General features: G+C 63.5%; 9 protein-coding genes. 5 read left to right on the forward strand and 4 right to left on the reverse strand.

Annotation, left to right across the window (positions count from 1 at the left end):
• Positions 1–15 precede the first annotated feature (15 nt).
• Positions 16–1,188 (forward strand): MFS transporter, encoded by a 1,173-nt coding sequence (locus XH88_RS15660; protein WP_271669198.1) that lies wholly within the window; start codon positions 16–18, stop codon positions 1,186–1,188.
• Between the two features lie 4 nt (positions 1,189–1,192).
• Here XH88_RS15660 and XH88_RS15665 read toward each other — a convergent pair whose 3' ends face one another.
• Positions 1,193–1,906 carry an aspartate/glutamate racemase family protein gene (locus XH88_RS15665; RefSeq protein WP_271669199.1) on the reverse strand — a complete coding sequence of 238 codons (714 nt, stop codon included), beginning with the start codon at positions 1,904–1,906 and terminating at the stop codon, positions 1,193–1,195.
• Positions 1,907–1,985: 79 nt separating this feature from the next.
• Positions 1,986–2,876, reverse strand: a complete 891-nt coding sequence (locus XH88_RS15670; protein WP_271670357.1) for a LysR family transcriptional regulator — start codon at positions 2,874–2,876, stop codon at positions 1,986–1,988.
• 242 nt (positions 2,877–3,118) lie between these two features.
• On the opposite strand from XH88_RS15670, the gene aspA reads away from it, so the two are divergent.
• Both aspA and XH88_RS15680 read left to right on the forward strand, forming a co-directional pair.
• Complete coding sequence (gene aspA / locus XH88_RS15675; protein ID WP_271669200.1) at positions 3,119–4,552, forward strand: aspartate ammonia-lyase; 1,434 nt, start codon at positions 3,119–3,121, stop codon at positions 4,550–4,552.
• 95 nt (positions 4,553–4,647) lie between these two features.
• Positions 4,648–5,973 (forward strand): dicarboxylate/amino acid:cation symporter, encoded by a 1,326-nt coding sequence (locus tag XH88_RS15680; RefSeq protein WP_271669201.1) that lies wholly within the window; start codon positions 4,648–4,650, stop codon positions 5,971–5,973.
• 143 nt (positions 5,974–6,116) lie between these two features.
• Here the strand turns inward: XH88_RS15680 and XH88_RS15685 are convergent, their stop codons facing one another.
• Complete coding sequence (locus tag XH88_RS15685) at positions 6,117–6,965, reverse strand: SDR family NAD(P)-dependent oxidoreductase (protein WP_271669202.1); 849 nt, start codon at positions 6,963–6,965, stop codon at positions 6,117–6,119.
• 334 nt (positions 6,966–7,299) lie between these two features.
• On the opposite strand from XH88_RS15685, the gene XH88_RS15690 reads away from it, so the two are divergent.
• Together XH88_RS15690 and XH88_RS15695 are read left to right on the forward strand one after the other, a co-directional pair.
• A complete protein-coding gene (locus XH88_RS15690; RefSeq protein ID WP_271669203.1) occupies positions 7,300–9,060 on the forward strand; it encodes a methyl-accepting chemotaxis protein in 1,761 nt (586 codons plus the stop codon).
• 254 nt (positions 9,061–9,314) lie between these two features.
• The gene (locus tag XH88_RS15695; protein ID WP_271670358.1) at positions 9,315–11,579 is read left to right on the forward strand and encodes a cation:proton antiporter domain-containing protein; all 2,265 of its coding nucleotides are present in this window, start codon (positions 9,315–9,317) and stop codon (positions 11,577–11,579) included.
• A 62-nt stretch (positions 11,580–11,641) separates the two neighbouring features.
• Here XH88_RS15695 and XH88_RS15700 read toward each other — a convergent pair whose 3' ends face one another.
• Positions 11,642–14,800: an efflux RND transporter permease subunit gene (locus tag XH88_RS15700; protein WP_271669204.1), complete on the reverse strand. Its 3,159-nt coding sequence runs from the start codon at positions 14,798–14,800 to the stop codon at positions 11,642–11,644.
• Between the last annotated feature and the right edge of the window lie 9 nt (positions 14,801–14,809).

Raw genomic sequence — 14,809 nt, forward strand, 5'->3', positions numbered from 1 at the left:
AGGAGAGGATTCCGAATGAACAGCCCTGTCAGGGTCATCAGTTTCGTCAACGCAGGCCATTTCATCGACCATTATTCGATGCTGATCTTCGCCGCCGCCGTGATCATCATGGGGCCGGCGCTCGGCATGGCCTATTCGGAACTGCTTCCCTACGCGACCCCGGGCTTCATCGCCTTTGGCGCCGGCTCGCTGCTGACGGGCTGGCTCGGCGACCGCTGGAGCCGCCGCCACATGATGCTGATCTTCTTCGTCGGCATCGGCGTTTCCATGATCTCGGTCGGTTTCGTGCAGACGCCGCTGCAGCTCGGCGCCACGCTGCTGGCAATCGGGGTGTTCGCCTCGATCTATCACCCGGTCGGCACTGCGATGATCGTGTCCTATGCCGACCGGCTCGGTCGCGAGATGGGCATCAACGGCGTCTGGGGCAATCTTGGCGTCGCCTCGTCCGCGCTGGTCACGGGCGTGATCGGGCAATATCTCGGCTGGCGGTTTGCCTTTATCATTCCCGGCTTCGTCACCATCCTGATCGGCATCGCCTTTGCGATGCTGGTCGTGCATGAGGACCGCAAGGGCTCACGGCAGGCGGCCGCACAGGCGCGCGTCGCCAAGCAAGACATGTGGCGCGTGGTGCTGTCGCTGCTGATCGTGGTGATCGCGATCTCGACCACGTTCAATGCCGTCACCGTCGCGCTGCCAAAACTGTTCGCGGAGCGGCTCGCGGACCTGACCAGGAGCCCGGCGCTGCTCGGGGTCATCGCGGCCTGCGTCTACGTGTTCGGCGCAATGACGCAGTACACGATCGGCCGGCTGCTCGACCGCTATTCGCTGAAGACGGTGGCCCTGCCGCTGTCCCTCATGCTGGCGCCGTTCCTCTATCTGGCGGCGAGCCTGAACAATCTGCCGCTGATCCTGGTCTCAATCGGCATCGTCATGGGCGCGTTCGGCCAGGTCACGGTGAACGATGCCATGGTCGGCAAATACACCAGCGAGGAATGGCGCTCGCGCGCCTATGCCGTGCGCTATTTCATCGGCTTCACCGCGGCGGGCGCCTCCGTCGGCCTCGTCGCCTGGCTCTACGAACAAGGCGGTTTCGTCACCATGCTGCACGCCTTTGCGGCGCTGTGCCTGCTCGCGATCGCGGCGGCGATCATCCTGCCGCGTGAGATCCGCTCGCCTGCGGCGGCGTGAAGGTTCATGCAACCTGCTGCACCACATCCTGCGGGATGGCGAGGCATGATCTGACGCAGGCCTGCGCCAGCAGGTCGGTGGGGTCCAGCAATGCCGCGCCCACATCGTTGTCGAGCACGGCCAATGCCAGGGGAATTTCCGTGCAGGCCATGGCGATATGCGAACAGCCCCGGGCCGCGAGCGTCTTTGCCTCCCGGCCAAGGATGTCGGAGGCACTGCCAGTATGTCCAGCTTTCACCAGTCGGATCGCGCGCATGATTTCGGCTTGCGCCTTCGCATCGGGCACCACGCACGCATAGCCGCGTTCGGCCAGACGCTGCTGGTAGATTCCGGCCTGGATAGTGCCATCAGTCGCAAGCAAGCCGATGGTCGGGGTCGTCCGCTGCTCGGCGAGCGCATCAGCAACGGCGTCGACGATGTGGATGATCGGTACCGACGTCTCCGCCTGCAGCGCGCCGTGCCAATGGTGAGCCGTGTTGCAGGGAATGGCGATGCGGGTCGCGCCTGACAGCTCGAGCCGGCGCAGGGCATTCAGCATGGCGGGAAGGGGATCCGAGCCCTGGCCGAGAATGGCGGCGGTACGGTCGGGCACATTGGTCGCCGAACAGACGACCATCTGGATGTGGTCCTGGTCGCAGGATGCGGGGGTGTTCCGGACGATCTTGCCCATGAAATCCACGGTCGCCATCGGGCCCATGCCGCCCAGAATTCCAAGCATCGTTGTCTCCTTGTCGGAGTCATGGTGCAAGGTCGCTTCGGGCAAATCCAATGCCGGTTCAGAACGGCATATGCGCCTTCTACATAGTTTTGCGGGCGGCCGATTGCGCGGCGTTCCAGACTTTCTCCACAATGGGCCGGGTTCGCCGTGCACTTCGATAGAGCCGGACTTCCAGAGGAATCTCCGGTCCAACGATGGTGAGGGTGCCCTCATCCAATTCCCGGGCAACGAGACTGCGCGGCAGCCACGCCAAGCCATAGCCCTCCAGCGCCATGAACTTGAGTCCCTCCGCCATGGCGTTCTCGTTGGTATGGGTCGCGTGCGCCAGAGGCGAGCCGGCCTGGGCCTGGGCGAAAGTGGCGACCCGGCCCAGAAACGAGTTCGAGGCGTAGCTGAGCAGCGGAAGCGAAGCCGTATCGTCCGCCCCGTCAGGCAAATTTGCGCTGCGCACGGCGACAAAACTGTCTCTGCCGACGACGATATGGGGGTAGAGCTCGGGCTCGAGCAAGATCGGCACATTGGCGTGATGGAAGGTGAGCAGGAAGTCATAGCTGCCTTCGACGAGGGCCTGCAGGCAGCTGTGAAAATCGTCGGGCAGCAACCGGCTGCCGATGGGTCCGACGTCCTTCTCGATGGTCCGAAACCATCGCGGGAAGAAATGCAGCGACAGGGTGTGAAGAGCTGCGACCGAGACCATCTGGGTGCTCGGCCGTTTGCTCGCCTGAAGTGCGAGACGGCTCGCATACAGCATCCGAACCGTTTCTTCCGCAGTCTCCAGAAACTCGCGCCCCTCGGCGGTCAGCGTCGTCGGGTAGTTGCTGCGATCAACGAGGGAGACGCCGAGCCACAGCTCCAGGGCCTGAATTCTGCGACTGAACGCAGATTGCGTCACGTGCCGCTCATCCGCCGCGCGTGAGAAGCTGCGGGTTCGCGCGAGGCTGAGAAAATCTTCCAGCCATTTCAATTCCATCGTTTCCGCTCCGGTCTTCGCGAGTGCTCGGATTGGAGAGGCTCGCCCCTGGGGAAGATGCCCCGATCTTCTAGGGAAATCTATGCAAAATCGGAATAGAGCTTGCCGGCATAACATTGGACGGGCCTCGGTCCCCGAGCGCATGCATCCCCGAGCGGCCGGAAGCCTCAACGCGATTAGCGCGAGGCTCACGACCGGCGACACTGTCTCCGAACAACGGAGCTGACGAGCGGGAGATAAACGTGCGGACGGAACATGACCTGCTGGGCGAGCGCGAGGTGCCCTCCGAAGCCTATTACGGCGTCCACACGATGCGCGCCGTCGAGAATTTTCCGATCTCAGGCATCGCGATATCGGGCTATCCCGAACTGATCGGTGCGCTCGCCGCCATCAAACAGGCGGCGGCCCTGTCCAACATGGAGCTCGGTCTTCTCGACGAGCGGCGCGGACGGGCGATCGTGGCGGCCTGCGAGGAATTGCGCGCTGGCCGGCTTCACGATCAATTCGTGGTGGACGTCATCCAGGGCGGCGCCGGCACCTCCACCAATATGAATGCCAATGAGGTGATCGCAAATCGTGCGTTGGAGCTTCTCGGCCATGTCAGGGGCGAGTACGCCGTGCTCCATCCGAACGAGCACGTCAACATGAGCCAGAGCACCAATGACGTGTACCCCACGGCGTTGAAGATCGCGACATCTCATGGCTTGCAGAATCTCATCATGGCGATGGACGTCCTGCGCGGCGCTTTCGCTGACAAGGCCGAGGCGTTCAAGGACGTCCTGAAAATGGGGCGGACCCAGTTGCAGGACGCGGTGCCGATGACGCTGGGGCAGGAGTTCAACACCTATGCCGTGATGATCGGCGAGGATCAGGAACGCTTGCGCGAAGCGGGGCGCCTGATCCACGAGATCAACATGGGCGCGACTGCCATCGGCACCGGCATCAACGCGCACCCGGATTACGCGCGTCTTGTCTGCCGTCATCTGAATGCGATCACGCGATTGCCGCTGGTGACTGCCCCCGATCTGGTCGAGGCGACGCAGGATTGCGGTGCGTTCGTTCAGATCTCGGGCGTGCTGAAACGCGTTGCGGTCAAGATCTCCAAAATCTGCAACGACCTCCGGCTGCTCTCGAGTGGGCCGCGGGCCGGGTTCGGCGAGATCAACCTTCCCCCCGTCCAGGCCGGCTCCTCGATCATGCCCGGAAAGGTCAATCCGGTGATCCCGGAGGTTGTGAACCAGGTCGCCTTTGAGGTGATCGGCAACGACGTCACGGTGACGATGGCCGCGGAAGCCGGCCAATTGCAGCTCAATGCGTTCGAGCCGATCATTGCGCACAGCCTGTTCAAGAGCATCAGCCACCTCAGCCGGGCGTGCCTGACGTTGCAGCGGAGCTGCGTCGCGGGCATCACGGCCAATCGCGACCGTCTTCGGGCCGATGTCGAGAACTCGATCGGCCTGGTGACGGCGCTCAATCCCTATATCGGCTATGCCGCCGCAACGGCCGTCGCCGTGGAGGCTCATGCCTCCGGCCGCGGCGTTGCCGAGCTCGTGCGCGAGCGGGGACTGCTCACCGAGGCCACGCTTGCGGCGATCCTCAAGCCCGAGATGCTGACGCGGCCGCAAGGTCTAGCCGTTGCCGACCGGGGCGGCCGCCAGCCACAGCCGGTCCGCTGAAGCGATCACAGAAACTCCGCCAAGCACGCCAATTGGGCCGCGGGGGCGTGGCCCAACCGTCGTGAACCCACGCAGCCAAGGGAGGTAACAGATAAATGACGATAAGTGCCGACAATTCACCTGCGCGATCCAACCGCCTCACCAATGCTCTCGTTGTCAGCCTTCTGCTCGGTATCCTGGCAGGCTACGCTTGTCATGAGCTGGCGCCGACACCAGAGATGGCGAAGACCATTTCCGGCTATTTTTCGATCGTCACCGACGTGTTCCTGCGCATGATCAAGATGATCATTGCGCCGCTCGTCTTCGCCACGATCGTCTCAGGCATTACCAGCCTCGGCTCCGAAGGCGGAGCGGTAGGCCGCATTGCCGCCAGATCCATGGGCTGGTTCGTCTCGGCCTCCCTGGTCTCGCTCGGCCTCGGCATGGTCTTTGCGAACCTGTTCGCGCCAGGGCACGGCTTGCAGCTGCCGCTTCCCAATGCAGATGCCTCCGTCAACTTGCAGACCGCCGGCTTCAATCTGAAAGACTTCATCACCCACGTTTTTCCGACCAGCATCGCCCAGGCCATGTCGACAAACGAGATCCTGCAGATCCTCGTGTTCGCCGTGTTCTTCGGGCTTGCTCTCAGCAGGCTGAAGACGAGCCATGCCAGGACCATCGCTGCGTCCGTCGATGAGCTGGTCCACATCATGCTGCAGATCACGAACTTCGTGATGCAATTCGCGCCGCTCGGCGTGTTCGCGGCCATTGCGGCGGTGATTACCACGCAGGGACTTGGCGTGCTCCTGACCTACGGCAAGTTCATCGCGACCTTCTATTTCAGCCTCGCGGTGCTCTGGAGCGTCCTCGTTCTCGCAGGTCTCGTGGCCCTCGGCCGACCCGTTCTTCATCTCATCGGCCTGCTGCGCCAGCCGATGCTGCTCGCCTTCTCCACCGCGAGCAGCGAGGCCGCCTATCCCAAGATGATCGAGCAATTGACGAAGTTCGGTATCAGCGAGCGCATCTCGGGCTTCGTGCTGCCGTTGGGCTATTCGTTCAACCTCGACGGCTCGATGATGTACCAGGCCTTCGCGGCCTTATTCATCGCGCAGGCCTACGGCATCGAGCTGAGCTTCACGCAGCAACTCGTCATGCTGCTGGTGATGATGGTCACCAGCAAGGGGATCGCCGGCGTGCCGCGCGCCGGGCTCGTGGTCGTTGCCGCGACCCTGCCGATGTTCAACCTGCCCTTGGGTGGCATGCTCCTCGTCATGGGCATCGACCAGTTCCTCGACATGGGCCGAACCATGACCAACGTCATCGGCAATGGCATCGCGACGGCTGCCGTGGCCAAGTGGGAAGACAAACGAGGTCTGATCGAAGAGGGGGCATCCGAGACAGCAGTGCCTGATGTCGCCGTCGCCGGGGCGACGGGCGGATGAGCCGATGGGTTCGCCACTCTTGAGAAAACCCTGCTCGTGATCCTAAGGCCCCGGGAGATGTCCCCGAGGCCTTTGAGCTCAGCGCCGGCATATCCGCGGGCATAGCCACATCAGAGCATCATCAGGCTGATGAAAGGCTGCGCTCAACGTTTCGGGGTGCGGCCGCGGATGTGGTCGAAGCCCTGCTTGATTGCGGCGAAGCGGGCTTCGACAATCGGCTCGAATTCGAGGTCGGTGAAGATATAGGGCCAGTCGTTTTCGACGCCTTCGCGGACGAGTTCACCTACATAGAGGGGATCGATGCCCTGAGAGACGCGTTCGCGAATCTGATTGATCCGCTCGGCAATCGGGCCTGACGTCGGCGGGGCTCGGACTCCGCCCTCGAAGCGCTTGGGGAGGTTGCGACTCGAGTTCATGATTTGCGTGCGGATGAATCCGGGACACAGCACCGATACGCCAATCCCGCGGGGCGCGAGTTCCTGCCGCAGTCCCTCGGACAGCGCAACAACGCCATATTTTGAAACGTTGTACGAGGTGCTTCCCCCCGAAACGAGGCCGGCGATCGACGCTGTGGAGACGATATGTCCACCCTCGCCATGCTGCTCGATCAACGGCCCGAAAATCCCGATTCCCCAGATGGTCGCCATCAGATTGACGCCCAGGGTCCAATTCCACGACGCCTCGGTCCAGCTGCCATAGGGCCCCCCGCCGCCGACGCCCGCATTGTTGACGAGGATATGCACCTTGCCGTAGCGGGCAGTCGTGGCTTCGGCGGCTGCCACGAGTTCGGCCTTGAGCGAGACATCGGCTTTCACGCCCTCGACATCGACATTGGTGAGCTTCAGATGCTTGAGCGCCGCGGACAAAGCCTCTTCTTCGATATCGCAAAGCATCACTTTCGCCCCTGCCTGGGCGAAAGCGGTCGCGATCCCCAGGCCAATGCCTGACGCTGCACCGGTCACGAACGCAGTCTTTCCAGCGAGTTCTTTCACGTGCACTCTCCTCCGGCAAGCCGAGACTCTTGCGCCTAAACTTCAAGTTGTTCCCGCACGGCATATGATCGCACTTTCGAACGATTTGGAAGCCTGCCGGATGTCTGTATCTGGCCCCTCGCGTCATTTGCTGGGCCGACAAGGGTGGCACTACCGGGAGCGCAGCGGACGTGGTCAATTCATGGGCGCGCGCCCCATTTCCTTTTTATCACTCGGACCGTAGTCGCGCCCCTTCGTTCCGGCCGGCGTGACATCTCGCTCCGATGCAAGATGCGACTAGCCGATGCAAATTACGCATAACATTCTGCGCATAGCCTCGCGTTCGGCGCCATCAATGAAAGTCCTCGTCAAGCTTTCGATCGCAAGCTTCGGCATTGATTGCAACGACTGGGGATTTCGCATGAAGAAGATCAAGATCGCATGGCGGCTGGGCCTACTCACGCTTGGCAGTGTTCTCGCGATGATGGTTCTCGTTGGCGTGTCCCTCGTCCAGCTGCGCGATCAGATGGAAGCCGAGAGAACGCGGGCGTTGCGTGGCGCCGTCGATGTGGTGGCATCGCAGATCTCGGCCTATCAGCAAGAGGTGCTGTCAGGCCGCATGAGCCGCGACGAGATCATTGCGAGGATCAGGGAGATCGTCGCGAAATCGCGATATGACGGTAACAACTACTTCTTTGTGTATAGTTGGGACGGGCTCAATCTCGCCGACGGCGGCACGCCTGAAAACGTCGGCAAGAACTTGACCGACAAGGGCGACGTCGTTGGACATTTGTTCCGGCGCGAGATCGTCGATCTCGCGCACAGCGCCGGTGCCGGCACCGTCACCTACTATTTTCCCCGCAGCGGCCAGCCGGAGCCACTGCGCAAAAGGGCCTTCGTCAGGGCGCTTCCGGACCTCAAGTTGATGGTCATCAGTGGAATGTATGTCGACGATCTCGACGAGTCGTTCAAGGCCGCGGGGCTGCGGCTCGGCGGTCTCGCCTTGCTGGTCGTGCTCATGAGCGTTGCGTTTGCGGCTTTGATTGCGGGAACGATCTCCCGGCCGCTGCGGCGGCTCGAGGAGCGCCTGCGCGAGATCGTGTCGGGTGGGATCGAAGGGCAGATTCCGGGGTTGGACCGGCGGGACGAGATTGGTTCCATGGCCGCGGCCGTTGCCGTCTTGCGTGATCATTCGGCCGATCGATTGTCGCTTCAGGCTTCCCAGGCGAAGCTCAAGATACAGGCGGAAAGCGAGCTGAGGGATGTTCTTGCGCGGGCGACCTCGTCCTTCGAGGAATCGGTCGTCGGGTCCGTGGATGAGGTCGTTGCGGCGGCAAGGCACATTGCCGATGCGATCCAGGAGCTGGAGCGGTTCAACGCGGACAACATGCTGTGCAGCCGCACGGCGTCGGCGTCCGCAGGGAGCATTGCCGGCAGCGTGCAGGCCATGGCTGCCGGGGTCGAGCAGCTCGATGCTTCCACCCGCAACATCAACGGGCGGGCCCAGGAAGCAAGCCAGGTGGCTGATATCGCAAGCGGGCGCGCAACTCAGGCCGGATTGATGGTGGAGAGCATGGTGCAAGCCGCGACAAGAATTGGAAGTGTCGTGGAATTGATCAGCGATATCGCCGGCCAGACCAACCTGTTGGCCCTCAATGCGACCATCGAGGCGGCGCGGGCGGGTGAAGCGGGCCGCGGCTTTGCGGTCGTGGCGGCGGAGGTCAAGACACTTGCGACCCAAACCGCGCGAGCGACGGAAGACATCTCCTCCCAGGTGCTCGGCATCCAGTCGGCGACACAGGCCGCGGCAAGCGAAATCGCCGCGATCGTCGATGTCATCAGGGACATTCGCGAGCAGAGCGCGACGATTGCCAGGGAGGTTCAGGAACAGAGCGGCGCCACGAGCGACATCAATCGCGCGGCCAGATGCGCCGCAGAGGGGGCCGAGCATCTCCAGAAGTCGGTCGAGGACGTTTGTTCAAAGGCTGTCATGGGTCAATCGATTGCCCAGGGCGCGGGCACGCGTGCAGAGGCGCTGAGAAGCAGATTCGGCGATTTGAACGAAGCGGCGTTGGGATTCGTCCGCAGACTTCAGGCCCTCCAGTCGGCGGCGTAGAAATTTTGCCACCCCCGCCTGCGTCCATAATGCCATTGTGCCGGTGTTTTGCCCGACGGTGCAAGCGATTTCGGTTTGAGCGAAATTTATCGCGCCCCTTCAATCCGATCTCTACTGTGCATGGGGTTGTTTTCGAGTTTGGTTTCCCCGGCCTGGCGCGAGGGACGGAACCCGCTTCGCCCCTTGCGGGTTCTACCCCTGCGGCCCCGGCACCTTGCCAGGGCTGGTGAAGGGGGAAAGACACCTGCATGTGCATGCTGTGGAGCCTGCTCCGACCGGCCGGCCTTGTCCCCGCGGCGCTTGTCCTCACGACCATCGCCGCCGGCGCCGAGGGCGGCAAATCGGCCGGCCCGTCCGAATTCCTGCTGGTGACGCAGATCGTGCTGCTGATCGCAATGGGCCGCGGTCTCGGCGAGATCATGCAGCGGATCGGTCAGCCCTCGGTGATCGGCGAATTGCTCGCGGGCATCCTGCTCGGGCCGTCGCTGTTCGGCTGGCTCTGGCCGGAGGCGCAAGCCACGATCTTTCCCAAGGCACCCGAGCAGAAGGCGATGCTCGACGGCATCGCGCAAGTCGGCATCCTTCTGCTGCTTCTGCTCACCGGCATGGAGACCGACCTCAAGCTGGTCAGGAAGATCGGCAAGGCTGCGATCGCGATCTCGATCGCCGGCATTTTGGTGCCGTTTGCCTGCGGCTTCGCGCTCGGCGAATTCCTGCCTGATGCGCTGCTGCCGAAGCCGGAGCAGCGCCTCGTCGCATCGCTGTTCATGGGCACGGCGCTGTCGATCTCCTCGGTGAAGATCGTCGCGGTGGTCGTGCGCGAGATGAACTTCATGCGCCGCAATGTCGGCCAGATCATCGTCGCGACCGCCGTGATCGACGACACCATCGGCTGGATCATCATCGCCGTCATCTTCAGCCTCGCCGCGCAAGGCACGCTGGACATCGGCTCGGTGGCGAAGGCGGTGCTGGGCACGCTCGCCTTCCTTGCGGTCAGCTTCACCATCGGCCGCCGTCTGGTGTTTCAGCTCATTCGCTGGGCCAATGACAACCTCGTCAGCACGGCGGCGGTGATCACCGTGATCCTGCTGTTGATGGGCGTGATGGCGCTGATCACGCATGCGATCGGCGTCCACACCGTGCTCGGGGCCTTCGTGGCCGGCATCCTGGTCGGCGAGTCCCCGATCCTGACGCGGCAGATCGATGAGCGCCTGCGCGGGCTGATCTCCAGCTTCTTCATGCCGGTGTTCTTTGGGCTTGCCGGCCTCAGCGCCGATCTCTCGGTATTGCGCGATCCCAATCTCTTGATGCTCACCGGGCTCCTGGTCGTGATCGCCAGCGTCGGCAAGTTCGGCGGCGCCTTTGTCGGCGGCACCGTCGGTGGCTTGAGCACGCGGGAGTCGCTGGCGCTGGCGAGCGGGATGAATGCGCGCGGCTCGACCGAGGTGATCATCGCCACCATCGGCCTCTCGATCGGCGTGCTCAGCCAGAACCTCTTCACGATGATCGTCACCATGGCGATCGTGACCACGATGGCGATGCCGCCGATGCTGCGCGCGGCGCTGGCCGGGCTGCCGATGAGCAGGGACGAGAAGGAGCGCCTGGAGCGGGAGGAGTTCGAGAAGCGCGGCTTCGTCGCCAATCTCGAACGTCCCCTGCTGGCAGTCGACGAGAGCGTCAATGCCACCTTCGCTTCGCACGTCATCGGCCTGATCGCCGGGATGCGCGGCCTGCCGATCACCGTGCTGCATATCGGCAACCGCGCCAGGGAGCAGGAGAGGGGCCGCAACGAGGAGGAGAGTCACGAAGCTGTGGTGAAGAAGGCGGCCGAAACCGTCTCCACCAATGGTGACGGCGAGGCCGGCAGTGTCGATGTCGTCACCCGTGCCAGGCGCGCCGAGCTCGGAGACGCCATCGCCGACGAAGCGCGCAAGGGCTTTGATCTCCTCGTCGTCGGCATCGACAAGGTCGCCGCCAAGGACCGCTTCGACGGGAAGATCGAAGACATCGCCGCAAAATTCGAGGGCCCGCTCGCGATCGTGGCGGCGAAGGGCAAGCACCTGAAGCAACCGATGCCGGATGCGCTCAACATCCTCGTCCCGGTCTCCGGCAGCGGTATTTCCAAGCGCGGCGCAGAGGTCGCGGTCGCGCTGACGCAGGCCGGATCAGGCTCGCTTCGCGTGATCTATGTCGCGACGACGCGCGACAAGGGCGCGCAGCGCGGTGCCTCTCGCGGCCTGAGCCGGGAAGCCGGCATCCTCAAGGACGCCAGCGATCTTGCCGCCCGCTACGACGTCGACATCACTACGACCTTGCGGGTGGATCGGGCGCCTGAAGCCGCGATCCTGCGCGAGATCGACACCACCGATGTCGATCTCGTCGTCATGGGCGTCGACCGCATCCAGGCCGATCACCTCTCCTTCGGCGGCGTCGCCGACGCCGTGCTCAGGCAGTCGAAGGTGTCGGTGCTGCTGGTGTCGAGCGGCGAGACGGGGCGCGTGCCGGCGGAGAAAGCCTAGCTCTGCCGTCATTGCGAGCGCAGCGAAGCAATCCAGAATCTTTCCTCGGAGGCAGCCTGGATTTAGGACTTCACCTCCGCGACCGGCTGCGCCTTGGGTACCTTCTTCGAATTGCGCCAGTTCTCGAACCGTTGCACCACTACGAAGAAGGCCGGAACGAACAGCACCGCCAGGCAGGTCGAGGCCAGCATGCCCGAGAACACGGTGATGCCGATCGACTTGCGCGCGCTGGCGCCGGCGCCTGTTGCCAACACCAGCGGCACCACGCCGAGGATGAAGGCGAACGAGGTCATCAGGATCGGGCGGAAGCGGGCGCGCGCCGCCTCGATCGCGGAGTCGATGATCGGCTTGCCGTCGCGGCCGTGCAGCTCGAGCCCGACCTCGACGATCAGGATGGCGTTCTTGGCCGACAGTGCGATCAGGAGGATCAGGCCGATCTGGCAATAGAGGTTGTTGTCGATCTTGAGGCCCGAGAGGATCAGCATCGGCCCGAGCAGCGACAGCGGCACCGCCAGGATCACCGAGATCGGTGCGTACCAGCTCTCGTACTGGCCGGCGAGCACCAAATAGACCAGCAGCATGGCAAGGCCGAACACCCAGTAGATCTGGTTCGAAACTGCCTTCTCCTGATAGGACATCGCGGTCCATTCATAGCCGGTGCCCGGCGGCAGCGTCTTGTCTGCGATATCCTCCATCAGCTTGAGCGACTGGCCGGAGGAATAGCCCTGCGCCGGCAGGCCGATCACGGTCGAAGAGAGATAGAGATTGTAGAGGCTGATCAGCGACGGGCCGGTGGCCGGCGTGATGGTGGCGACGGTGCCGATCGGGATCATGTCGCCGTTCGAGTTGCGCACCATCATGTTGGCGATGTCGCGCTCGGTGACGCGGAAGGCAGGATCGGCCTGGGTATAGACCTGGAACACGCGCCCGAACTTGTTGAACTGGTTGACGAAGGACGAGCCGAGATAGGTCGACAGCGCCGCGAACACCTGGTCGGTCGTCACGTGCAGCGTCTGGGTCTTGATGCGGTCGATCTCGACGTTGAATTGCGGCACCGACGAGCGGAACGAGGACTGCACGCGCTGGAGCGCGCTCTGGCTCTGGCCGTTCGAGACCATCGCGCCCGTGATCGCCTGGAGCTTGGCGAAATCGCTGTTGCCGTCGCGTAGCTCGACCTGCATCGAGAAGCCGGCGGCATTGCCGATGCCCTGGATCGGCGGCGGCGGCAAGACGATCGTGCGCGCCTCCATGATCTCGGCGAGCCTGTCGTTCAGTCCGTACACGAGCGAGCGGAGATCCTCGCCGGGACCCTTGCGCGCCTCCCAGTCCTTCAGGATGATGTAAGCGACCCCGGCATTGGCAAGGCTGGCACTGTTATCCAGCGCGGAGATGCCGGCGATGGTGATGACCTGCTGGACGCCGGGCGTGTCCTTGATCAGTCCGCTCGCTCTGTCGAGCACCGCCTGGGTCCGCTCCAGCGAAGCGCCGTCGGGCAGTTGCACGGCCGCGATCAGATAGCCCTGGTCCTCGATCGGAAGGAAGCCGGTCGGCACCCGCGACAGGCCGTAGCCGCTGGCCCCGATCACGAGCAATGCGAACGCGACCGAGACGATGGCGTGCTTCACCAGGAACGTGATCAGCCTCGTATAGCCGCGCTCGACGCGGTCATAGACTGCGTTGAAGCCGCGGTAGAAGACATTGCGCTGCTCCGGTGGCACCGCCGGCCGTAGCCACAGCGCACACTGTGTCGGCTTCAGCGTCGCCGCGTTGATGGCGGACAGCAGCGCGGTCGCCGCGATCACCAGTGCAAACTGCGAATAGATGCGCCCGGTGAGGCCGGCGAGGAACGAGGCCGGCAGGAACACCGAGATCAGCACCAGCGTGATGCCGACGATCGGCGCGAACAGCTGGTCCATCGCCTTGATCGCGGCATCGTGGCCGTTCATGCCTCGCTCGATATTGTGCGCGGCGCCTTCCACCACGACGATGGCGTCGTCGACCACGATGCCGATGGCGAGCACGATCGCAAACAGCGTCGACATGTTGATGGTGAAGCCGAGCGCCGCCATCGCCGCGAAGGCGCCGATGATGGTGACAGGCACGGTGGTCGCCGGTACCAGCATCGCGCGCCAGTCCTGCAGGAACACCAGGATCACGACCAGCACCAGGAGGCCGGCCTCGATCAGGGTCATATAGACCTCGTGCACCGAGGCGTTCACGAATTTGGTGGTGTCGAACGGCGTGTCGTACTTGATGCCTTCCGGAAAGCGCTTGGCGAGCTCCACCATCTTCTTCTCGACGGCCTGCTCGACTTGAAGCGCATTGGCGCCGGGCGACTGGAACACGCCGATGCCGGTCGCAGGCTGTTTGTTGAGCGAGAAGAGCTGGCTGTAGGTCTGGGCGCCGAGCTCGACCGAGCCGACGTCGCGCACGCGCGTGACGTCGCCGCTGCTGCCTGTCTTGACGACGATGTTCTCGAACTGACTGGCATCGTCGAGCCGGCCGTTGACGTTGAGCGTGTACTGGAACGCCTGTCCCGGCGGCGTCGGCGGCGCGCCGACCTGTCCGGCAGAGACTTGCTGGCTCTGCTGCTGGATCGCGTTGATGACGTCCTGCGGCACGAGGCCTCGGACCTGCAGCTTGTTCGGATCGAGCCAGACCCGCATCGAATACTGTCCCGCGCCGAACACGGTGACGTTGCCGACGCCGGGCAGGCGGGAGAGCTCGTCGCGGACATTGATGGTGGCGTAGTTGCTCAAGTAAAGGCTGTCGAAGGTCTTGTCGGGCGATGTCAGCGTCACGAACAGCAGGATCGAGGTCGACCGCTTCTGCACGGTGACGCCCTGGTTCTGCACGGCTGACGGCAGCTGCGACAGCGCGCTGGAGACGCGGTTTTGCACCAGCACCTGCGCGAAGTTGAGGTCGGTACCGATCTTGAAGGTCACCGTCAGCGTGTAGGTGCCGTCGGAGCCGCTGTAGGACTGCATGTAGAGCATGTCCTCGACGCCGTTGACCTGCTGCTCGATTGGCAGCGCCACGGTGTCGATCACGGTCTTGGCGCTGGCGCCGGGATAGCGCGTCGTCACCTGCACCGTCGGCGGCACCACATCGGGATATTGCGCGATCGCGAGGTTGAACAGCGCGACGCCGCCGATCAGGATCATCAGCAGCGCGATGACGTTCGAGAGGACCGGCCGCTCGATGAAGAATTTTGAGATCATGGCTGGCAG

The organism is Bradyrhizobium sp. CCBAU 51627 (assembly GCF_028128765.1).
Classification (GTDB): Bacteria; Pseudomonadota; Alphaproteobacteria; order Rhizobiales; family Xanthobacteraceae; genus Bradyrhizobium.

Coding starts and splice junctions, on each gene's coding strand:
- XH88_RS15660 (WP_271669198.1), top strand. CDS start 16: ATGAACAGCCCTGTCAGGGTCATCAGTTTCGTCAACGCAGGCCATTTC.
- XH88_RS15665 (WP_271669199.1), bottom strand. CDS start 1,906: ATGCTTGGAATTCTGGGCGGCATGGGCCCGATGGCGACCGTGGATTTC.
- XH88_RS15670 (WP_271670357.1), bottom strand. CDS start 2,876: ATGGAATTGAAATGGCTGGAAGATTTTCTCAGCCTCGCGCGAACCCGC.
- XH88_RS15680 (WP_271669201.1), top strand. CDS start 4,648: ATGACGATAAGTGCCGACAATTCACCTGCGCGATCCAACCGCCTCACC.
- XH88_RS15690 (WP_271669203.1), top strand. CDS start 7,300: ATGAAAGTCCTCGTCAAGCTTTCGATCGCAAGCTTCGGCATTGATTGC.
- XH88_RS15695 (WP_271670358.1), top strand. CDS start 9,315: ATGCTGTGGAGCCTGCTCCGACCGGCCGGCCTTGTCCCCGCGGCGCTT.
- XH88_RS15700 (WP_271669204.1), bottom strand. CDS start 14,800: ATGATCTCAAAATTCTTCATCGAGCGGCCGGTCCTCTCGAACGTCATC.